Raw genomic sequence first — 19,067 nt, 5'->3', positions numbered from 1 at the left:
GGAGGAGGGAGCTCAGGTGCTATCGAAGCTCAGCCGAAGATTACTTCAACTATTTCCGTGGTTGCACCAGTTTCCCCAACTCGGAGCTGTCCCTGCAAAGCTGTCATCGAAAGAGCGCGTTCGTTTTCTACGCCGCCTGCGCTTTACTCGCATCGGGGGCTGGTTTGTTGGGATCACGCTCCTAGTGAGTATTGCTGCCTTTAACACGGGCAACAATCCCCTCTACTTGGTTCTGGGGATGCTGCTTAGCCTCATTCTGCTTAGCGGCCTCCTCTCCGAGCTTACCCTCAAGGATCTGGAGGTGAGCCGGCAGTTGCCCAGCCGCATCTTTGCTGGCCAGCCGGTCTTGGTGGGGCTGACGCTGGTCAATCGCAAACGGCGCCTGCCCAGTTTTTCCCTCCAGGTGAGGGAACGCATCGAGGGACTGAAGCGGACGGATTGGCCTTCCAGCTATGTGCTGCGGTTGGATCCCGGTGCCAAGCTGGACACCTTCTATCAGCACACCTTCCCAAGGCGAGGGGTGTGGCAGCTGCAGGGTTTTGAGATTGCCACCAGCTTTCCTTTTGAACTCTTTCGCAAGGCAGTGGCGATCGAGGAGCCGCAGGCGGTGATTGTATTTCCCCAGCCTGCCCTCGTCCAGGGACTGCCGCTGTGGGAGCACTTTAGCGGCAGCAGCCAGTTGCGCCCTCAGCCCGGCCAGGAGGGGGACTACCTCGGCCTGCGGCCATACCGTCCCCAAGATGATGTGCGCTCTGTGCATTGGAAGATCTCGGCCAAGCGAGATCAACTGGTCGTGCGGGAGCTGGAGCGCCCCCGTTCCCAGGCCATTGTCCTCTGCTTTGAAAATCGCTGGCAGCCGCGGGGAGAAAGCCCTGAAGCGCATCGCAACAAGCTGGAGCGGGCTGTAGAACGCTGCGCTGGGATCCTCACTTATTTGATTCGAGAAGGCTACCCCGTGGCTCTGGCCACCTTGCAGACGCGAACTGCTTTTGGAGCCGATCTGCCCCATCTCGACTGGCTGTTGGCCCTCCTAGCCCAACTGACGTTCGTCGGGGACCCGCAGCTGGGCTCCCAAGGGCCCTCCAACTCCCCTACTGGCTTCAGCCTCACTCCCCAAGATCGCTGCCTGCTCCTAGCTCACCCTCCTCAGGAGGGGGAAGCGGCGCCAGGTCATCTCGTTGAGCCGGGATCCCTGCTGCAATTTATTCCGATTGAGTAAGGCCTCCCTATCTCCCTGGCGGGCAGTGGTTGGTAGTGGGAATGTAGATGCGGCTGCCGGCCCACTGCAGTTTCTCTCGCAGGGTGCGGAAGTAGGAAAGGTCTTTTTCTAAGATCAGCAGCTTGGCTGGCAGGGGAGCGCGTCGAATTTGCACCCACTGGCCAGGGTTGACCGATTGAGCCAAGACACCATCCGTCCAGAGGCGGGTCAGCCCTTCTGGATCGGCAAGGGGCCAGATCTCCACCGTGGCCGTGCCGCTGATAACAATGGGCCGGCTGGACAAGCTGAGGGGACAGATGGGGGTGATGATGATGGCCTCAAAGGTAGGCTCGAGGATGGGGCCGTTGGCTGCCAAGGTGTAGGAGGTGGATCCCGTTGGAGTAGCCACCAGCACGCCATCTCCGTGGTACTGATCCAGAACCTCGCCATTGACTTCGATTTCCATGATGGCGGCGGGCAGGCGTTCCCGGTTGATGGGCTTTAGGCACATTTCGTTGAGGGCGTAGTACACTTCGCTAACCGGGCGGCCCTCCTGCTTTCCCTCCCCAGGGACAGCCCCTTGTCCCAGTTGGGGCTGCTCCCAAATCTGGGCCTGCAACATCATGCGGGCTTGGAGGACAAAGTCTCCTGCCTGAATGCGATCCCAGGGATCCTGGTGCAGCACCTGCTCCGACTGGGCCAAGAACCCCAGCCTGCCTCCCGACTGGATGGGCAAAATGGGGATCCCATGGGGAGCAAGGTGGCGGGCCGCCGCCAACACCGAGCCGTCTCCCCCCAGCACCACCGCCAAATCGATGGGATCCGAGGTGGCCTCCAAAAAGACCGGGTAGGGGTTGTGGTGCAAGCCAGTGGGAGCCGTCAGTACCGTAACGCCGCGCCGACGCAGCTGCTCCGCACACAGCTGGCAGGTAGCCTTGCTCTGGCGATCCCCCTCCTTGTAGGCAATCACCACCAAGCCCAGATCCATGGCTGACTCGCGCAGGGATCCTTTCCCATCATCCCTCTTCAAGCTGGGGGTCGCCCAGACAAATTTCCCCAAGCGTTCCCTTCCGCTTTTTTTCACAATTTACTGGGAATTTTTTGATCTAACGAATGGCGGTGAAACAGCTTGTTACGTCGTTATTGCTGCGCTGTTGCGAACGCGCGAGTGGCCCGGAGCGCTACCCCTACCTCTTGCTCCCAGAGAGAGGGTCTGAGGATGACTATCCCCTTAGGGAGCAAACGGGATCCCTGAGTGAGCGGGTATAAACTCCAGCAATTGGTTTATCGTATGGACATCCCTGCCCAAGCTGCTTTGTGCCTGCAAACCTATGGTCCCCGATCTCACCAATCGCCTCTTGGGTGGCCGCTACCAACTGATTCAAGAAATCGGTGGTGGCGGCATGGGATCCGTCTTTCGGGCTTTGGACTTACACAACAACGGCCAAGAGGTGGCGGTCAAGATCCTGTATGCCCCTACCCTGCTGAGCCGAGGGAACGCCCAGCTCGATGATTTGCGCCGCCGCTTTGCCGAAGAGATCCGCGTCAGCACCCTTTTAGGCCAACATCCTCGCATCGTCAAAGTCCTGGATCACGGCCAAGAGGGGGAGCACGCCTATTTGGTGATGGAGTACCTCAAGGGACAGGATCTGGGGAAGCTAATCCGAGAAAAAGGAGCCTTGCCAGTTCGGCAGGCCATTCGGCTGGCCCTGCAGGCTTGTGAAGGGCTGCACTTTGCCCACACCTTCCGAGCTAACGTGGAAGGCCGCGAGATTCGGGGCGTGATTCACCGCGACATCAAGCCCAGCAACCTGTTTGTCGAGCGCGTTTTTCAAGATGGCCAGCTTACGTCTCAGCTCAAGATCCTCGACTTCGGCGTGGCCAAAACGCTGGCGGATCACACCCTTAGTCTAGGCACCCAAAAAGGGGGCGGATTTATCGGCACAGCTCGTTACGCCTCTCCTGAACAGGTACGCGGCAAATCTCTGGATGCCCGCTCAGACATCTACTCCCTAGGGGTGGTGCTCTACGAGATGCTGACGGGATCCATGCCCTTTCGCTTGGAAACCGACTCATTGCACAGTTGGATCCACGCCCATTGCTATGAAAACCCCCTTGAGATCAACCCGGAGACAGCCCCCCAGCCGATCCCACCCGCCATCGTAGCGGTGGTGATGGATTGCCTGAAGAAAAACCCGGACGAACGCCCGCAGACGATGCAGGAGCTGGGGGAGCGGCTGCTGCAGGCCTATGAGCTGACGGTGGCCACTCAACTCCCCAGCAGCCAGGCCAGTACCGTGATTCTTCCCACCGGCGGTGCCAAGGCTCAAAACGAGGCTCCACCCTCTTCCGATCCCAGACCGCCGATCAAAACCACCGGCAATACAGGATCGGCTTCTGGAGCCTTTGAAGACATCCGCGATGAAGATCTGGATCTTGTCGAAGATGAGCCCATCCCGCCTGCAGGTGCAGGGATCCCCTATTACATCGCCGAGCGGGAACCTCTCCCCTCAGATCCCTCGGCAGAAGCTGCGCCGGATCCCTCCCCCAAAGTTGAAGGCGAAACTGCCGAAACGCCCTCTACAGTCATCCAGGCCAGCAACACGCTTCCGGCTGCTCCCCCTCAGGATCCCCCCGTCCCACCACGAACGGATACTCCCCCTACCCGTCCCCTGCCGCAAGCCGCCCCCCCAACGGTTCTCCAGCCTTCCGGCAGCAGCCTAAAGTGGGTCTTGGCCGGGGGAGGCGCTGTGGCTTTGCTAGCCGCCTTTTTGCTCTGGCCGCGCCCAACCATCCGCGATACCCAGAAAGAGCCGGAGCCGATCCCTACTGCTGAAGTCACCCCAACGCCAACCCCGGCCCCCACTCCAACGCCAACACCGACACCCCCTCCCACTCCCGTGCCGACACCTACTCGAACTCCAGCACCGACGCCCACTCCTGCTCCACTGCCGACGCCTACACGAACCCCTGCACCGACACCCACTCCTGCTCCGGTGCCAACGCCTACTCGAACTCCGGCACCAACACCCCCTCCAACCCCAACACCCACTCCCACGCCAGTGCCAACACCAGCGCTTACCCCTATCCCTCGCTTTACCCCGCTCGTCCCCCGTACTCCTACCCCTACCCCCACCCCGATCCCGACGCCCACCTCGACGCCAGCCCCAGCAACACCAACGCCTGCGCCAGAGTTTGCTTTGAGCGGTCAGTGGCTCTATGAGGGAGGATCCTTTGTCTGGCAGGGATCCCTGTGTAAGGTTAATGTTGCAACTGGCATTGAGGAAACCGTCTTCATTCGGCAAGACGGCAACCAGATCACCATTTCCTCACCCAGCTTTTCCGAGCGCGGCGGCCAGCTTATCGGCAACCAACTTTCTGTTAGCGGTAGGATAGGGGGTAGCGGTACCCCAACCATCACGTGGAGCGGCACCGTCAGCGCCGACGGGCGCTCCATTCGCGGCACGGCCACCTGCGGCAGCGCAAGCTTTGCCATTAGGCTTACCCGCCAGAGCTAAATACCCAAACCGCCTCGGTCACCGCCACCGCCGTTTTCCCTGTCGTCAGGCTTCTGCTGGATGGGAGGGGGAGGAGGAGGCGCGGCAGAGGTTTCCCTCACCACCTCGAGGGTATAGGGACCTCGGCCTGGGCTACCCGGAGCAACGCTGCGGGCATTCTGGGCCCAGTAGCTTTGCACCAGCACTAAGTAACAGCGGTCTTGCCGTACTGGGATCGTCAGCTCAGAGGTGGTGAAATCACCAGGCTCTGCGTCATCGTTGATGAAGAAGAGTTCCGGATCAGTCTCCCTGTTGACATCAAAACCAAAGATGGCCAGCAGAGGGTCGAAGACTGGACTGGTTAGGCGGATAGTAACTCCTGTAACATTGGCTGCAGAAGGAAAGTAAAGGAATCCGTCGACATAAAAGGTGAACGTGCCAGGGGGAGGTGGAACTTCCCGGGCATCTATGACATTGTCCCTCTCATCGAAGTAGATCTCCAAGTCGCTATTTGGCCCCAAGGTTCCACTGCGCCTTGCTCCTGGGCGCAAGCTCTTGGCCTCGAAAATCGCTGGAAAGGCTTGCGCGCAAACATTGACTGGAGGTGGCACCGTCCCTCCAGCTCCCCCACAGCCTGCTAGGAGGGCAGCCGAGGCTAGAAGGCCGCAGAAAAGCTTCAAGGGGGATCCCCAAACCTTTGATGCTAGCGCTGGCATAGATACCTCTTGCAGGCTCATTGGCTCCTCCAGATTAGACTACAGCCATTTCGGCAAGCTGCAGCGAACGGATTTGGCAATCCATCGATCCCTCCCCTTGATCCTTTGAGCAGCGACATCCAGCAGGAGCGGCTCCGTTTTAGCCTAGTGCCTCCTAGGCCCATGTCGGGTAGAGTTGGCGGTAGCTATCGACGCCGTAGTGGTTAACCTATGAACAGCCCGCTGAGTAAGAATCGGGATCCCAATCTCCTGCTTTCACAACGCCCTGAGCGAGGCAGCCCAGGCTGGAGCCTTCCCCTTGGAGGTTGGGAACTCGCCTTGTTGTGCGGATCGCTGCTATTGGGAGCTTGGGGTGGCCACCTCTTGACTTGGGCCCAGGAAGCGGAACAGCAGCCAGAGCCAGAAGTCTCCCTGCCGGTGAGAGACATCGATCCGGCGGTGCAGATCCGAGTTCGGAACGAGCTGGTTAAGCTCTGCGGAGAGTATCGATGCGAAAGCTATCGCTTTCCAGTGCGGGTTTTGGTCAGGCCTGAAGATACTCTGGAAACTCTGCTGGAGCGGCTGGATGCGGAGATGCTGCGGGAGGTGGACCGGGTGTTTCAAACTCGGCCTGACTTGAACCGTGTCATTGTCGATGGCTACGTCTTTGTGGGCACTCCCTCTTTCGCCAGTCGGGAAGTGCTGCTGCAAACCCTGTTTGTGCCCCGTCACCGCTGGGCGGTGGGCCGCTTTGGGTCGGAGCAGGACGGAATCTTCTATGCCGAGCTGCTGGAACAGGTAACGCCCTTTTTAACTCAGCCGCCAACCCCGACCCCTCCGCCTGAGGCTGTGCTTGAAGAGCCTGTACCTCCTTTGCCTCCCACGCCAGCTCCTATAGAGACACCAACGCCTACACCTCAAGCAACGCCGGAAGCTCCACCGCCACCGGGGGGCGTGATCGAGCGGCAACCCATTCAGCCCTGACCTACTCCCCTGGGGTTGAGACCTGAGCAGGTGGTGATCTAGGCTTCAGAGTTAGGGGATCCCTCCCCGTGGATTGCTTGACTGGTGGGCACAGCATGGCAGGACACAGTAAATGGGCCAATATTAAGCGGCAAAAAGCCCGTGTAGATGCCAAAAAGGGCAGCCTATTTACCAAACTTTCCCGGGCCATCATCGTGGCAGCGCGCAACGGCCTGCCCGATCCTGACGCCAACTTTCGGCTGCGCTCAGCGGTGGAGAAAGCCAAAGCGGCAGGCATGCCCGCCGAGAACATTGAACGGGCCATCGCTAAGGGATCCGGCAACTGGACCGACGACAGCCCCCTGGAGGAAATTCGCTACGAAGGCTACGGCCCTGGGGGGGTAGCTGTCTTGATCGAGGCGATGACCGACAACCGTAACCGCACGGCTGCCGAGGTGCGGGAGGCCTTCAGCAAAGTCGGCGGCAGCTTGGGGGAAAGCGGCTGCGTCAGCTGGCTGTTCCGGCAAAAAGGGGTGATCAACCTGGAGGGGGTGACAGATCCCGAAGCTCTGCTGCTAGCGGTAGCCGAAGCAGGAGGGGAGGATCTCAAGGTGGAGGGAACCGGCGCAGAGGTCTATTGCGATTACACCCTGCTGGAGCAGGTGGCCACCTACCTCAAAAAAGAAGGCTACCAGGTGCAAGAGGCGGCCATCCGCTGGATCCCCTCTACGGAGGTGCATGTGGAGGACCCCGAGACAGCCAAGCTGGTACTGACCCTCATGGAGCGGCTGGACCACTTGGATGATGTGCAAAATGTCTACGCCAACTTTGAGATCGACGAGGCATTGATGGAGAGCCTGGCCTAAAGGTTCTAGCGCAGCTTGACGGCGGTGCCGGCGGCGGTAACGAGGATCATGGTCGCGCTCATGTTGGTATGAATGCTAACGCCTAGGATGCCATTTGCTCCCAAACGTTTGGCTCGCTGCTCCAACTCTTCCAAAACCTTTTTCTGGGCATTCTCGAAAACTTCTTCATAGGTTCTTGTGCGTCCCCCGATGATGTTGCGGAGGGCAGCAAGGAAGTCCCGTAGAACATTGGTGCCATAAACTACCTCGGCGGTAACAATGCCCAAGTAATGCTCAACCTCTCTACCTTGGAGCAAGTCTGTAGTGGTCAGCAGCATGGCTTGTTTCCGCGTCACCCCCTCACAAGATAGCCAATCCTCTCCAAGGTGGAAAGTTCTCCAACCAAGTGGTGGGAGCTAGAATGAGCTACCTCTAGGGCACCGTTTTTCAGCTAGCCAATGACAGCCCTAGTTCGCGTAGTGGGGAGCTTGAATCTGGACTTGGTGGTGCAGGTACCACGCCATCCTGGGCCTGGGGAAACGGTGCTGGGATCCGACTACGCCACCTACCCTGGCGGCAAGGGGGCCAACCAAGCGGTGGCAGCGGCACGGGCGGGAGCCCAGGTGGAGATGTGGGGGGCAGTGGGATCTGACAGCTTTGGCCGCCTGTTGAGAGAGAACCTGGAGCAGAACGGCGTCGATACCCACCACCTGCGGGAGCTGGAAGGGCCCAGCGGCATCGCTCTGATCACTGTGGATCCAGCAGGGCAAAACCGGATTGTGGTCAGCCCCGGCGCTAACGGTCGCTACACCCCCGCCCAGCTGCCTCCTTGGACGCCGGCAGCGATGGTTCTGCTGCAACTGGAAATCCCCCTGGCCACGGTGCAGGCGGTGGCAGAGCAAGCCTTTGCCCAAGGGATCCCCGTCCTGCTCAATCCAGCCCCTGTGGTGCCCCTGCCGGGATCCCTGTTGCGCCAGGTGCGCTACTTGGTGCTCAACGAAAGCGAAGCCGCTGCTCTTGCCCAATCCCCGGTGGAGACACCCGCGCAAGCCGAAAAAGTGGCCCAAGCCTTGCAACGGCAGGGGATCCCGACAGTGATCATCACCTTGGGGGGAGCGGGCTTGGTCTGGGCCGATGGGGAGGAAAGGGGCCATCTGCCAGCCCACCCCGTGTTGGTGGTGGATACCACTGCTGCCGGCGACAGCTTCTGCGGTGCTTTGGCCGCTTGCCTGGCTGCTGGCAAATCCCTGAGGGAAGCCCTGCGGTTTGCCAATGCCGCTGCGGCCTTGTGTGTAACCCGCCCTGGCGCTCAGCCCAGTTTGCCCCACCGCGCCGAGATCGAGGCGTTTCTGGCCGCTTCAGGCTCTCACCGTCAATCCCCTTCCTAGGGGATTTTAGGCACGACATGCTACACGGAAAAGGCCTCTTGGCGGTGCTGCTGCAGCCGCTCCAGGCTGAGAGGGCCTTCGATGTGTTGCCAGGGAAGGGGATCCGCCGGATCCCAGTTGTGGTACACGTAGAAGTCCAGGGGCGGCAGTTGCCCTTTGAGCTCTTTGAAGGCGCGGCGGTAGCTGCCCAGGGAATCGCCCCACTGCCGTGCTAGCTGCAAAACCTGGGCCACCCGCCGATCCCCTCTTGAGATCAAGGCCTGGATGACCGACCAACTGTAGCTTTCCGGGCGGAACTCCACGCCCAGGGGGCGCAGGTGTTTTTGATACCACTGCAGCTTTTTCTCCGCCTGGGGATCCACCCCCTGCCACTGGAAGGGGGTGTGGGCCTTGGGCACAAAGGTGCTGCAGCCCAGGGTGAAGCGGAGGCGGGGAGCCACCTTCTTGAGCTCCTTGAAGAGGGCAACCGTGGCCTCTAGATCGGCCTGGGTTTCCGCCGGGATCCCCACCATGCCGTAGAACTTGATCCCCTTCAGGCCGCCGGCCTGGGCGTGGGCAGCCGCCGCCAGGATCTCTTCGTTGGCCAGCTTTTTGTTGATGACCCGGCGCAGCCGCTCCGAGCCGCTTTCGATGGCCACGGTAATGGACTGGCTGCCGCGGCGGGAAAGCACTTGCGCCAAGCGAGGCGTAACCGTGCCCGTGCGCACCGAGGCCAGGCTAAGGCGCACCTGCTCAAAGCGATCCTGCGCCAGGTACTCCAGCAATTCCTCAAACTGGGGGTGCTGGGTTACCGAAGCCCCCAAAAGGCCAATCCGCTGGGTAACCTGCAGCCCCCGCTCCACCGCCGGGATCAGATGTCCCTCCACATCCGCTGCCCGAAAAGGCAATGTTAGATAGCTGGCCAGGCAAAAGCGGCACATCTCCGGACAACTGCGCACCACCTCCACCATGTAAATGCTCTCCCAGGCCGCCTTGGGGGTAACCACGGTGGACACCGAGAGGGTGTTGCCGCGGAAGGTGTGCTTGCGGATGGAGCTGGGGATCCCGTCCAGCTTGGGGATCACCTTCTCCACTGGGCCGTCGGGCCCGCGGTAGCGCACCTCGTAGAGGCTGGGCACGTAGATCCCCGGCACCTGGGCCAGCGCCTGCAGCTTTTCGGCGCGGGATCCCCGCCGTACCTGCCGATAGGTCTGGATCATCTGCTCCACCAGCCCCTCCCCGTCCCCCAGCAGGATCAAGTCAAAGAACGCAGCAAAGGGCTCAGGGTTGGCCGTCAACACCGGGCCGCCGCCGAAAACCAGGGGGTGCGCTTCTTCCCGCGCCTCGGCCTGGAGGGGGATCCTCTGTCGTTCCAGCAGATCCAGGATGTGGACGTAGTCCAGCTCCCAGGAGAGGGAAAAGCCCAGCAGCTCAGGATCCCGCGGCAGCGGCTCGGCCAGGTCGGTAAACAGGCGGGCGACCGACACATCACGGCGGCTGGCCAGCAGGCTCCAGATGACCTGGTAGCCGAGGCTGGTGATCCCCACCGAGTAGGTGTTGGGGAAAGCGTAGATCAGCCGCACCGCGTCGGGCTCGGGCGTGGCCGGGGTGAAGAGAAGCTGCTCGAGGGCAAAGTCTGAGGTGGCCAAGATCCCAGCGGCAACAAGAGCCTACTTTCCCAGCTTAATCGGGGTTTTGCCAGCCCGCCCCCAGGGCCAGGAAGGACGGCAAGATCGTCCAGAATAAGAGGGATCCCGACCTGCACCTGCCGATGACCTCTCCGCTCAACCAACGCATCCGCCGCTTCTACGATGCTTCCTCTGGCCTTTGGGAGCAGGTGTGGGGAGAGCACATGCACCACGGCTACTACGAGCCGGGCCAGACCGGCAAGGATCGCCGCCAAGCCCAGATCGATCTCATCGACCGAGTCATTCAATGGGGCCAGATCGGGGATCCCAAGCCCCCCCGGCACATCCTCGATCTCGGCTGTGGCATTGGGGGGAGCAGCCTGGAGCTGGCGCGGCGCTTTGGCGCCGAGGTAACAGGCATTACCCTCAGCCCTGTCCAGGCCCAGCGGGCCGAGGAGCGCGCTCAAGCAGCCGGCCTGAGCAACAGGGTGCGCTTTTGGGTGGCCGATGCCCTGGACATGCCCTTTGCCGACAACACCTTCGATCTGGTCTGGGCTCTGGAAAGCGGCGAGCACATGCCGGATAAGCGGCGGTTTCTGGCCGAGTGCTGGCGGGTCTTGCAGCCGGGCGGGCAGATGATGGTGGTTACCTGGTGCCACCGCGAGGGATCCCTGAGCCGCCAGGATGAGCGCCTTTTGCAGCAGATCTACGACGTGTACTGCCTGCCCTATGTCATCAGCTTGTCGGAGTATGAAGCGCTGGCCCACCAGGTGGGGTTCGAGCGGTTGCGCACCGCCGACTGGTCGGAGCGGGTGGCCCCCTTTTGGGACGAGGTGATCGCCTCGGCTCGCGATTGGCGGTGGATCCCGGCTTTGCTGCGCAGCGGCTGGGTCACCGTCCGTGGGGCGCTGGGGCTGGGCCTGATGCGGCGGGCCTATGCCAGCGGCTTGCTGCGCTTCGGCCTGCTGAGCGGCTTCAAGCCTGCAAGTTAGGGATCCCATACCCCCCTCTCCCTTGGGAGAGGGGCTGGGGGTGAGGGTAGCGGCGCTGGCCAAATACCAGGGAAAGTAGCTCAGAAGTCCGGCTGGGGCGGCGTTGCGCCGGCAAGTTCTAGGTACTTTTGCTTCACCGCCTGAATATCCTGCCACATCAGCCACTTGGGGCTGCCGGGGGTGCGGTCGGGGTTGCGCAGCAAATAGGCCGGGTGGAAAATCGGCATACACCAGCGCCCCTGCCACTGGATCCACTCGCCGCGGATCTTGGTGATGCCGCGCTTATCCCCCAAAAGAGAGCGCACCGAAGTGGCCCCCGTCAACAGAATGATCCAGGGATCCACCAGGCGAATCTGCTCCAGCAGATAGGGCCGACAGGCGTCCATCTCCTCCTGGGTGGGCACGCGGTTGTTGGGGGGACGGCACTTGACGACATTGCAAATGTAGGTGTCCCGTTCGGAATCTAGCCCCACGGAGGCCAAGATCTTATCGAGCAACTGCCCCGACTTGCCCACAAAGGGCAGCCCCTGCAGATCCTCGTTTTCCCCCGGCCCTTCTCCGACGATCACGATCTTGGCCTTGGGGTTGCCGCGGTGCACCACCACGTGGGTACGGTTGGCCGCCAATTCACAGCGCTGGCAGACCCGGCAGTGCTGCTCCAGTTGTTCTAGTTCTCGATAGGTACCGGGGGGAATGGGCACCTGGGCCGAGAGCGGGATCTGATCCCATTGGGGAAGCGTCTCCGCAGCGGGGGCAGGTGGCTCTAGGGGATCGTCAAATAGGCTGGGCTGAAGCTCCGAGGATCTTTTCTTGGCAGCCATTGCAAGGTGAGGGATCCTTGTGCAGCGATCTTCGGCTGCTCCTCTGCCCTTGTCAAGCTTGGAGTCTCTTTCCCCAAAAGGGCAGCCTTTACGTCTTGTTAAACTGAGGGAACAAAAGGTGGCGGCATCTCAGCCTGCCCTTTCCCTCTTTTGAGTGCTCTCGGCCTCCTATGCTGCTTTTGTCCAAAGAACTGCCCAACCTCGACTATCGTCCCACCCTGCAGCGCTTCGACGAAGACTGGCGGGATCCCCTTGCAACTCTCTTAGGCTGGGGGCGGGCTGCTGGCGCCGACCTGGTGGAGATCTTCCTGGAGCGGGTTAACTCCATCAGCTGCCTGGCCGAAGACGACGCCATCACCAGCATCACCCCTCGGCTTGCCACTGGCGCCGGCGTGCGGGTGTTCCGCGGCCTGGCCGACTGCTACGTCAGCACCAACGATCTCTCCTTTGCCGGCCTCAAAGCCGCCCTGGAAAAAGGCCTGCTCTTGATGGGCCTTACCCCCCCAGGCCCTGCCGCCTTGGTCTCCCCTGTCAACTTGGGGATCTTGCAGGACTACGCCGAGCGCCGCCGCAAAGACGGCTGGCTCAAAGAATGCAGCTCCCTTGCCGAGATGGGGGAGATCTTGGGGCGGGCCAACGCAGAGCTCAAGCGGCAAGCTCACCACATCCAGTCCCGCCGCACCAACTACTTCCGCGACTGGCAGGAGATCCTGGTAGCCTGCAGCGACGGCACCTTTGTGCGCGACATCCGCCTTACCCAGTCGGTCAGCTCTACCCTGCTCTGTGCCGACGGGGATCATCGCGCTTCCGTTAGCCAGCGCGCGGGGGGCACCGGGGATCCCGACTTTTTGCGCCGCTGGGATCTTGTGGCCCACAGCCAGGAGCTGGCAGAGGCTGCCGGCCAGATGCTCTATGCCGACTACGTGGAATCGGGCACCTACCCCATTGTGATGTCCAACGCCTTTGGCGGCGTCATCTTCCACGAGGCCTGTGGGCATCTCTTGGAAACCACCCAAATTGAGCGCAAAACCACCCCCTTTGCCGACAAAAAAGGCCAGAAGATTGCCCACAAAAACCTCACCGCCTGGGACGAGGGGCTTTCCGAGGGGGCCTTTGGCAGCTTGGATGTGGACGACGAGGGCATGCCCGTCCAGCGCACTTTGCTCATTGAAAAGGGCATTTTGAAGAACTTCCTGGCCGACCGGGCCGGCTCGATGCGCACCGGCCATCCCCGCACCGGCAGCGGTCGCCGGCAAAACTACACCTTTGCCGCCGCCAGCCGCATGCGCAACACCTACATCGCCCCCGGCGACGCCGAACTGGACGACCTGTTTGCCTCTATCGACAAAGGCATCTACTGCAAGCGCATGGGGGGCGGCAGCGTCGGCCCCACCGGCCAATTTAACTTTGCCGTGGAAGAAGCCTATCTCATCCAAAACGGCAAGATCACCAAGCCCCTCAAGGGAGCCACTTTAATCGGGGAAGCCAAGGATATCCTGACCAAGATCTCCATGTGCTCCAAGGATCTCCGCCTGGCCCCTGGCTTCTGTGGTTCTGTCAGCGGCAGCATCTACGTCACCGTCGGCCAGCCCCACATCAAGGTGGACGCCATCACCGTGGGCGGGCGCTAGGCCCAGGGATCCCCCATGGCTTACGACAACGTCTGCAAGTACCTGGCAGAGCGCTTCCCGGAGCAGTTTGCCCGTTGGCTAGTGGGAGAAGTGGCTGAGCCGGTGCAAATGTTGCCCACAGAACTTTCGGAGGAACCTGTTCGAGCAGATTCTGTTATTTTGCTGGGGCTGCAGCAGGGCATTTTGCACCTGGAATTTCAAACAGATCCAGATCCTGAAATCCCCTTTCGCATGGCCGACTATCGGCTGCGCCTTTACCGGAAATATCCACAGCTACCTGTGCATCAGGTGGTGATTTATCTGCGCAAAACGACCTCGGAGCGAGTTTTCCAAACTTCCTTTCGCCTAGAACGGCTGAGCCACGAGTTTGAGGTCATTCGCCTGTGGGAATGCAACTTGCCAACCAACGTCGATTGGCCAGCCCTGCTGCCTTTTCGGGTCTTAAGCCAGGTGGAGGATCCTGTAGAAACCTTACGAGAAGTCGTTGCCGAGCTGGAGCGTTTGCCAGACCCCAGCAAGCAGCGAGAACTGGCAGCAGCAACAGCCGTTTTGGCGGGACTAGCATTGGATCGGGGTTTGATTCGGCAAATCATGAGGTCTTTGGATATGAGGGAATCGGTGATCTACCAGGAGTGGCGCTCGGAAGCTTTGCGGGAGGGGCTGGAAGCAGGGCGCAAAGAAGGTCTGCAACTGGGCCTGCAGCAAGGGCTGCAACAGGGATTGCAACAGGGACTGCAACAGGGACTGCAGCATGGAGAAGCAACGCTGGTTTTGCGGCTTTTGCGGCGGAAGCTGGGATCCCTTGACCCGGCCCTGGAAAACAGGATTTGGGCCTTGCCCCCGTCGCAACTGGAGGCGCTGGGGGAAGCGCTGCTGGATTTCAACAGCGTGGAGGACTTGACCGCCTGGCTGGCCCGTCGGTAGAGAAGGAATGACATGCTGCAAGTTGAACTCTTGGCCGAACAGGCGCAAAGGTGCGCCAAACACCTGGGGATCCCCCAGTTTGATCTCTACGGAGCCGCAGTGGATGAGACCAGCGTGCAGGTGGAGCAGGGGGAGCCCCGTCAGGTAAAAGCTTCTCACCGCTGCAGTGTGACGGTGCGGGCCTGGAACGACCAGGGCCAGGTAGGGGTGACCTCCACCACCGATGTGGACGAAGCAGGGCTGGAACTAGCTCTGCAGACGGCCTTTGAGGCCAGCCACTTCGGCGTGCGGGAACACGCGCCCCAATTCAGTCCAGAAGCGAAGCTGCCCATTCTCCAGCCCTGTAATGACAAAAGGCCCCTGGCGCTGGCCAGCGAGCTCCTAGATCAGCTGGTGGCTGCCGAGAAGGCTTTGCTGGGATCCCATCCCGCCATCCAGGGGGTGCCCTACAACGGCCTGGCCCAGCGACAGATCGACCGCTTTTACCTCAACAGCGACCAAGCTCTGCGCCAGGAGGGCCACACTCTGGCCTCGGTCTTTCTCTACGGCAAAGCAGAACAAGAAGGCCGCAAGCCCCGCAGCGCCGGCGCCATGCGGGTGGCCCGCAGCCTAGAGGAGCTGGATATCCAGGGGTGCGTAAAAGAAGCCGCCGAGAAGCTCATCAGCCACCTGGAGTACGCGCAGATCCCTTCGGGGAAATATACGGTGGTTTTTTCTGGGGAAGCTTTTTTAAGCCTGTTGGGGGCTTTCTCCAATCTCTTCAACGCCCAGAACATCTTGGACAACCAAAGCCTGTCCACCCCCGACTCGCTGGGCCAGCAGATTGCCTCGCCGCTGCTTTCGGTGTGTGACGATGCCTTGCACCCGACTAACGTAAGCGCGATTAGCTTTGACGGCGAAGGCACCCCCACCCGCCGCGTTTCCCTGATTACCAACGGAGTTCTGACCCACTTTTTGCACAGCGCTGGCACCGCCAAACGCCTGGGGGCCCAGCCCACGGGGCACGCCAATATCGGCGCCAAGGTGACGGTGGCAGCCCACTACTACCACGTCTTTGCCGGGGCTCCGCCAGAGAGCACCTACGACCTGGCCACGGCTGAGAATGTGGTCTGGATTGACGAGCTGCAGGCTCTCCATGCCGGAGTCAAGCCTCTGCAGGGATCCTTTTCCCTGCCCTTCCAGGGCTGGTGGGTGCGCCAGGGGGAGCGCATCAGCATCGAGGCGGCGACAGTAGCGGGGGATTTTCTAGCACTCTTGCAGTCCATTTTCTACGTCGAGCCGGAGCCACAAATCACTCCTAGTGGTCTGTGTCCCCGCATTTGGGTAGCCGATCTTTCCATCACCGGCCAATAGCCCCATGAAACTCACCCGCATCGACCTCAACAGTTGGCTAGTCCATACCCAGACCCAGACTTTCCTGCTGGATCCGTGGCTGGTGGATCCCTTGGTGTTCTTTGGCCTGCCCTGGTTCATCCGCCTGCAGCACCGCCAGATGCCGCCGTTCACGCCGGAAACCCTGCCCAAAATCGACGGTATCCTCCTCAGCCAAGGCCAACCCGACCACTGCCACCCCCCCACCCTGCAGCGGCTGGACAAGCAGATCCCGGTTTTCGCTTCTCCAACAGCCGCCAGGGTGGCGCGGAGCCTTGGCTTTATGAGGGTGCAGGCCCTGGATCCCTGGCAGTCCGTGCAGTGGGGAGATCTAGGCATCACAGCGGTTCCTGGCGCCCCCCTGGGGCCGGTGCGGGAACTGGGCTTTTTGCTGGAGGAGCTGCCGACCCAGACGCGGCTTTACTACGAGCCCCACCTTTCCCAACCGGATGTCCGCCCGCGGCTGCAGCAGGAGTTCACCCCCATCCACACCCTGCTGATCCCGGTGGTAGGGCAGATCTTTCCCTTCTTGGGCGAGGTGATCATGGGGCCGCAGCGGGCCCTGCAGGTGGTGGCCGCCCTGCGCCCGCAGCAGGTGATTCCCACCGCTATGGGAGAGGTGGACTACCACGGCTGGTTTGCCGCCCAGATCCGCCCCCTGGGGAGCCTAGAGGAGTTCCGGGAAAAGCTGGGATCCCTGAACGCTGCCACCGGCCAATCCATCCAGTTGTGCTGCCCTGCCCCGGGGGAGACGGTATCCCTTCCCGCTGAGGTTAAGACGTGAGCCCTCCTTCTCAGGCCGCCCCCGATCTCGTGGCCATCCTGCGGGCCGATTACGCCCGCTTTCCTTGCGATCAAACCTACTCCATCTACGATCCCCAAGTTTATTTTCGGGATCCCCTCAACGAGTTTCGCGGCCTGGATCGCTATCGGGCCATGGTCGAAAGCCTGGGACGCTGGCTGCAGGATATCCACCTCGAGCTGCACGACATCCACCAGAGCGGCAACCACATCCGCAGCGAGTGGACGCTGAGGGGATCCCTGGCTTTTTTGCCCTGGCGTCCCCGCCTGTGCGTCCCCGGCTGGACAGAAATCCAGATCAACGAAGCAGGGTTGATCGGATCCCACATCGACCACTGGCGCTGCTCCCGCTGGGAGGTGATGCTGCAGATTTTGGGAGTCGGGGCTGCCAAATGAGCTGACTGCCGGTCCACACCTCTGCTAGGATTACAAAGCTGACTTTTTAGGCTCGCTAAAAAGTCGTTTTCTCTCCTCTGGAGAGATGGCCGAGTGGTCGAAGGCGCAGCACTGGAAATGCTGTGTGGGGCAACTCACCGTGGGTTCGAATCCCACTCTCTCCGTCATCGAGGCCCGCCTCAGGTAGAAGCTGCAGGAGACCCCCTATATCCCTCCACCCCCCAGTCCCCTCGTGTGGCAGGATATGGCCAGTTGCTGAAACCTGAAGAAATTATGGCTTTGCAACTCACCAGCTCCGCTTTTTCCCACTCAGAATCCATCCCCTCCCGCTACACCTGTGATGGGGAAGATCTCTCTCCACCCCTAGCCTGGTCGGGGGCACCTTCGGAAACCCAGAGCTTTGCCCTAATCATGGATGACCCAGACGCGCCCAGGGGCACCTTTGTCCACTGGGTGCTCTACAACTTGCCCACCAGCGTTAGCAGCCTGCCAGAAGGGATCCGCGGCGATGCCGATTTGCCCCAGGGGGCTGTGCATGGGCAAAACAGTTGGGGGCGTAACGACTACGGTGGCCCTTGCCCTCCCAGCGGCACCCACCGCTACTTCTTCACCCTCTACGCCCTGGATCGGCAACTGTCTTTGGCTGCAGGGGCGACGAAGGAAGCCCTGCTGCAGGCTATGGAAGGCCACCTCCTTGCCCAGGCCCAACTGATGGGCACCTATCAAAGAAAAAGGTAGGGGATCCGCGGTTAAAGCCCCGGCTTGCCGCCGCGCCTAAGCCAGACAAGGGTTTGGCAGCTCCCTTCTGCCGACGAGTCCTAGGGGCAAGGGGATCCCCTTCGCTGGGAAGGGAGAACCTCAAGCAAGGGGCGCCCCCAGTCGGGAGCTGGGCCTTGCCGAAAGCAAATCCAACATCTCCGCTCTCCAAAAAATTTGCCCCGCCGCCGTTTTTCTACCCAGGACAGGGATCCCCAGGTGGGCCTGCAACTGCCAGATCAAAGCGGGTTCTTCTTCTGGGGAGGAGGCCGACTCAGATTCCAGCAACACCCATCCCAGGCAGTGGGCCTTGGCTTGGTGAAGCAAGGCTGCAAAAGCGGCTCCCTGGCTGAGAGCAGCCTCTTGGGGCAGCGTCAAGAGCACGTCAAACCCCCAGGCATGGGCTAGGTCAGCCCAGGTTTGGCCGGGCCCTATCGGATCGGCCAGGCTGCCAGGCACCACCAGCAGCGGGGCCTTCTCTCCCTTCCAGGCAGCAATCTGCTGCCAGAGGGTTCTAAGCTGGGCTTCGGAAGGGCTGGGATCCACTTCGAGCAGGCCCCAAGGGCGTTGCACCGCCTGCTGCCAGGAGTCTGCCACTCCTGGTGCTGCCTGAGTTCCAGGCCAGGTGTCTGCTACCATCACTCTCATGGTTCCCCCGTCTCGGCTTCCCAGAGGCTCAGAAACTCGGGTTGCACCTCAAAGCCAAACACCAAGGCCATGTCCCGCAGCATCGAGACAGATCCCAGTTTCTGCTGCTTAAACCAGCGCATCAGCACAAAAATCTTCTGGTAGACGAAGATCTCCAACGCCTCCGGGTTGTAGACGATCCCTTCGCGGGGGTTGAATTGGTGGGGCACCAGCATAGCGGCGTAGCGGGCCAGCTCGCCGCTGCGCCAATCGAGAAAGTAGGGCATCCAGGGGTAAACCGTATCCCAGCGGATGAACCACAGGCGCACTTCTGGGATCTCCGAGAGCTCGCGCGGATCGTCGGGGCTGCGCGGCCAATCGATGGCGCACTGTACCTGCTGAGCGGCGCCAACGGGATCCGCCATCAAGGTTTTCACCAATTCATGGCCCGGGGTCAAATCCAAGGCCTGGATGGCTTTGGCAGGTAGGTGGAAGGTAATTGGCACGGCGACAAGCAATCGCTTTAACCCAGTCTTGATCCAGGCGAGGGCTTCC

The 19,067-nt window shown here is 61.2% G+C and carries 19 protein-coding genes and 1 tRNA gene; 13 read left to right on the top strand and 7 right to left on the bottom strand.

The genetic code is table 11. The features are described 5' to 3' along the window. Window positions 1-184: 184 nt before the first annotated feature. On the top strand, window positions 185-1,219 hold the full coding sequence (locus ACVW0R_RS07225) for a DUF58 domain-containing protein (RefSeq protein ID WP_457501870.1): 1,035 nt from the start codon (window positions 185-187) through the stop codon (window positions 1,217-1,219). A gap of 7 nt (window positions 1,220-1,226) precedes the next feature. Here ACVW0R_RS07225 and ACVW0R_RS07220 read toward each other — a convergent pair whose 3' ends face one another. Then, window positions 1,227-2,186, bottom strand: a complete 960-nt coding sequence (locus ACVW0R_RS07220; RefSeq protein WP_414394599.1) for an NAD(+) kinase — start codon at window positions 2,184-2,186, stop codon at window positions 1,227-1,229. 343 nt (window positions 2,187-2,529) lie between these two features. On the opposite strand from ACVW0R_RS07220, the gene ACVW0R_RS07215 reads away from it, so the two are divergent. After that, a complete protein-coding gene (locus tag ACVW0R_RS07215) occupies window positions 2,530-4,716 on the top strand; it encodes a serine/threonine protein kinase (protein ID WP_457501869.1) in 2,187 nt (728 codons plus the stop codon). Here ACVW0R_RS07215 and ACVW0R_RS07210 read toward each other — a convergent pair. Next, the gene (locus tag ACVW0R_RS07210; RefSeq protein ID WP_457501868.1) at window positions 4,713-5,216 is read right to left on the bottom strand and encodes a hypothetical protein; all 504 of its coding nucleotides are present in this window, start codon (window positions 5,214-5,216) and stop codon (window positions 4,713-4,715) included. The genes ACVW0R_RS07215 and ACVW0R_RS07210 overlap by 4 nt on opposite strands. A 558-nt stretch (window positions 5,217-5,774) precedes the next feature. Here ACVW0R_RS07210 and ACVW0R_RS07205 point away from each other — a divergent pair. After that, window positions 5,775-6,374, top strand: coding sequence for a hypothetical protein (locus ACVW0R_RS07205; RefSeq protein WP_457501867.1), 600 nt, complete (start codon window positions 5,775-5,777; stop codon window positions 6,372-6,374). 95 nt (window positions 6,375-6,469) lie between these two features. Next, the gene (locus tag ACVW0R_RS07200; RefSeq protein ID WP_457501866.1) at window positions 6,470-7,219 is read left to right on the top strand and encodes a YebC/PmpR family DNA-binding transcriptional regulator; all 750 of its coding nucleotides are present in this window, start codon (window positions 6,470-6,472) and stop codon (window positions 7,217-7,219) included. A gap of 5 nt (window positions 7,220-7,224) precedes the next feature. Here ACVW0R_RS07200 and ACVW0R_RS07195 read toward each other — a convergent pair whose 3' ends face one another. Beyond that, window positions 7,225-7,536 (bottom strand): YbjQ family protein, encoded by a 312-nt coding sequence (locus tag ACVW0R_RS07195; protein WP_457501864.1) that lies wholly within the window; start codon window positions 7,534-7,536, stop codon window positions 7,225-7,227. Between the two features lie 120 nt (window positions 7,537-7,656). Here ACVW0R_RS07195 and rbsK point away from each other — a divergent pair, with 120 nt between their 5' ends. After that, window positions 7,657-8,586 carry a ribokinase gene (rbsK, locus tag ACVW0R_RS07190; protein WP_457501863.1) on the top strand — a complete coding sequence of 310 codons (930 nt, stop codon included), beginning with the start codon at window positions 7,657-7,659 and terminating at the stop codon, window positions 8,584-8,586. A 20-nt stretch (window positions 8,587-8,606) separates the two neighbouring features. Here rbsK and ACVW0R_RS07185 read toward each other — a convergent pair whose 3' ends face one another. Further along, window positions 8,607-10,214 (bottom strand): B12-binding domain-containing radical SAM protein, encoded by a 1,608-nt coding sequence (locus tag ACVW0R_RS07185; RefSeq protein WP_011431066.1) that lies wholly within the window; start codon window positions 10,212-10,214, stop codon window positions 8,607-8,609. 122 nt (window positions 10,215-10,336) lie between these two features. Between ACVW0R_RS07185 and ACVW0R_RS07180 the strand changes: the two genes are divergently transcribed. Further along, entirely contained in the window at window positions 10,337-11,185 is an 849-nt protein-coding gene (locus ACVW0R_RS07180; RefSeq protein WP_011431064.1) for a methyltransferase domain-containing protein, read from the top strand. An 80-nt stretch (window positions 11,186-11,265) separates the two neighbouring features. On the opposite strand, the gene ACVW0R_RS07175 is transcribed toward ACVW0R_RS07180, so the two are convergent. Further along, entirely contained in the window at window positions 11,266-12,006 is a 741-nt protein-coding gene (locus ACVW0R_RS07175; RefSeq protein ID WP_457501862.1) for a uracil-DNA glycosylase, read from the bottom strand. A gap of 170 nt (window positions 12,007-12,176) precedes the next feature. On the opposite strand from ACVW0R_RS07175, the gene ACVW0R_RS07170 reads away from it, so the two are divergent. The 7 genes from ACVW0R_RS07170 (at window position 12,177) to ACVW0R_RS07140 (ending at window position 17,867) form a co-directional block, all read left to right on the top strand. Continuing rightward, window positions 12,177-13,637, top strand: coding sequence for a TldD/PmbA family protein (locus ACVW0R_RS07170; protein ID WP_011431062.1), 1,461 nt, complete (start codon window positions 12,177-12,179; stop codon window positions 13,635-13,637). Between the two features lie 15 nt (window positions 13,638-13,652). After that, complete coding sequence (locus ACVW0R_RS07165; RefSeq protein ID WP_414402692.1) at window positions 13,653-14,561, top strand: DUF4351 domain-containing protein; 909 nt, start codon at window positions 13,653-13,655, stop codon at window positions 14,559-14,561. 12 nt (window positions 14,562-14,573) lie between these two features. Then, window positions 14,574-15,914, top strand: coding sequence for a TldD/PmbA family protein (locus ACVW0R_RS07160; RefSeq protein ID WP_011431057.1), 1,341 nt, complete (start codon window positions 14,574-14,576; stop codon window positions 15,912-15,914). A 4-nt stretch (window positions 15,915-15,918) separates the two neighbouring features. Beyond that, window positions 15,919-16,716, top strand: a complete 798-nt coding sequence (locus ACVW0R_RS07155) for an MBL fold metallo-hydrolase (protein WP_011431056.1) — start codon at window positions 15,919-15,921, stop codon at window positions 16,714-16,716. Beyond that, on the top strand, window positions 16,713-17,129 hold the full coding sequence (locus ACVW0R_RS07150) for a DUF2358 domain-containing protein (protein WP_011431055.1): 417 nt from the start codon (window positions 16,713-16,715) through the stop codon (window positions 17,127-17,129). Before ACVW0R_RS07155 ends, ACVW0R_RS07150 begins: the two co-directional genes overlap by 4 nt. A 79-nt stretch (window positions 17,130-17,208) precedes the next feature. Next, a tRNA-Ser gene (locus ACVW0R_RS07145) sits at window positions 17,209-17,293 on the top strand. A gap of 109 nt (window positions 17,294-17,402) precedes the next feature. Continuing rightward, the gene (locus tag ACVW0R_RS07140) at window positions 17,403-17,867 is read left to right on the top strand and encodes a YbhB/YbcL family Raf kinase inhibitor-like protein (RefSeq protein WP_457501861.1); all 465 of its coding nucleotides are present in this window, start codon (window positions 17,403-17,405) and stop codon (window positions 17,865-17,867) included. A gap of 120 nt (window positions 17,868-17,987) precedes the next feature. Here ACVW0R_RS07140 and ACVW0R_RS07135 read toward each other — a convergent pair whose 3' ends face one another. Together ACVW0R_RS07135 and ACVW0R_RS07130 are read right to left on the bottom strand one after the other, a co-directional pair. Beyond that, window positions 17,988-18,482, bottom strand: coding sequence for a dethiobiotin synthase (locus tag ACVW0R_RS07135; RefSeq protein ID WP_240527832.1), 495 nt, complete (start codon window positions 18,480-18,482; stop codon window positions 17,988-17,990). Between the two features lie 47 nt (window positions 18,483-18,529). After that, a complete protein-coding gene (locus ACVW0R_RS07130; RefSeq protein WP_011431052.1) occupies window positions 18,530-19,018 on the bottom strand; it encodes a CRR6 family NdhI maturation factor in 489 nt (162 codons plus the stop codon). Window positions 19,019-19,067 lie beyond the last annotated feature (49 nt).

The sequence above is a fragment of the Thermostichus sp. MS-CIW-15 genome (assembly GCF_054060575.1).
The sequence above is the reverse complement of the archived record's forward strand: the minus strand, read 5'-3'. Positions and strand labels throughout refer to the sequence as shown.

Coding starts and splice junctions, on each gene's coding strand:
- ACVW0R_RS07200 (WP_457501866.1), top strand. CDS start 6,470: ATGGCAGGACACAGTAAATGGGCCAATATTAAGCGGCAAAAAGCCCGT.
- rbsK (WP_457501863.1), top strand. CDS start 7,657: ATGACAGCCCTAGTTCGCGTAGTGGGGAGCTTGAATCTGGACTTGGTG.
- ACVW0R_RS07170 (WP_011431062.1), top strand. CDS start 12,177: ATGCTGCTTTTGTCCAAAGAACTGCCCAACCTCGACTATCGTCCCACC.
- ACVW0R_RS07160 (WP_011431057.1), top strand. CDS start 14,574: ATGCTGCAAGTTGAACTCTTGGCCGAACAGGCGCAAAGGTGCGCCAAA.
- ACVW0R_RS07175 (WP_457501862.1), bottom strand. CDS start 12,006: ATGGCTGCCAAGAAAAGATCCTCGGAGCTTCAGCCCAGCCTATTTGAC.
- ACVW0R_RS07140 (WP_457501861.1), top strand. CDS start 17,403: ATGGCTTTGCAACTCACCAGCTCCGCTTTTTCCCACTCAGAATCCATC.
- ACVW0R_RS07195 (WP_457501864.1), bottom strand. CDS start 7,536: ATGCTGCTGACCACTACAGACTTGCTCCAAGGTAGAGAGGTTGAGCAT.
- ACVW0R_RS07215 (WP_457501869.1), top strand. CDS start 2,530: ATGGTCCCCGATCTCACCAATCGCCTCTTGGGTGGCCGCTACCAACTG.
- ACVW0R_RS07155 (WP_011431056.1), top strand. CDS start 15,919: ATGAAACTCACCCGCATCGACCTCAACAGTTGGCTAGTCCATACCCAG.
- ACVW0R_RS07165 (WP_414402692.1), top strand. CDS start 13,653: ATGGCTTACGACAACGTCTGCAAGTACCTGGCAGAGCGCTTCCCGGAG.
- ACVW0R_RS07220 (WP_414394599.1), bottom strand. CDS start 2,186: ATGGATCTGGGCTTGGTGGTGATTGCCTACAAGGAGGGGGATCGCCAG.
- ACVW0R_RS07180 (WP_011431064.1), top strand. CDS start 10,337: ATGACCTCTCCGCTCAACCAACGCATCCGCCGCTTCTACGATGCTTCC.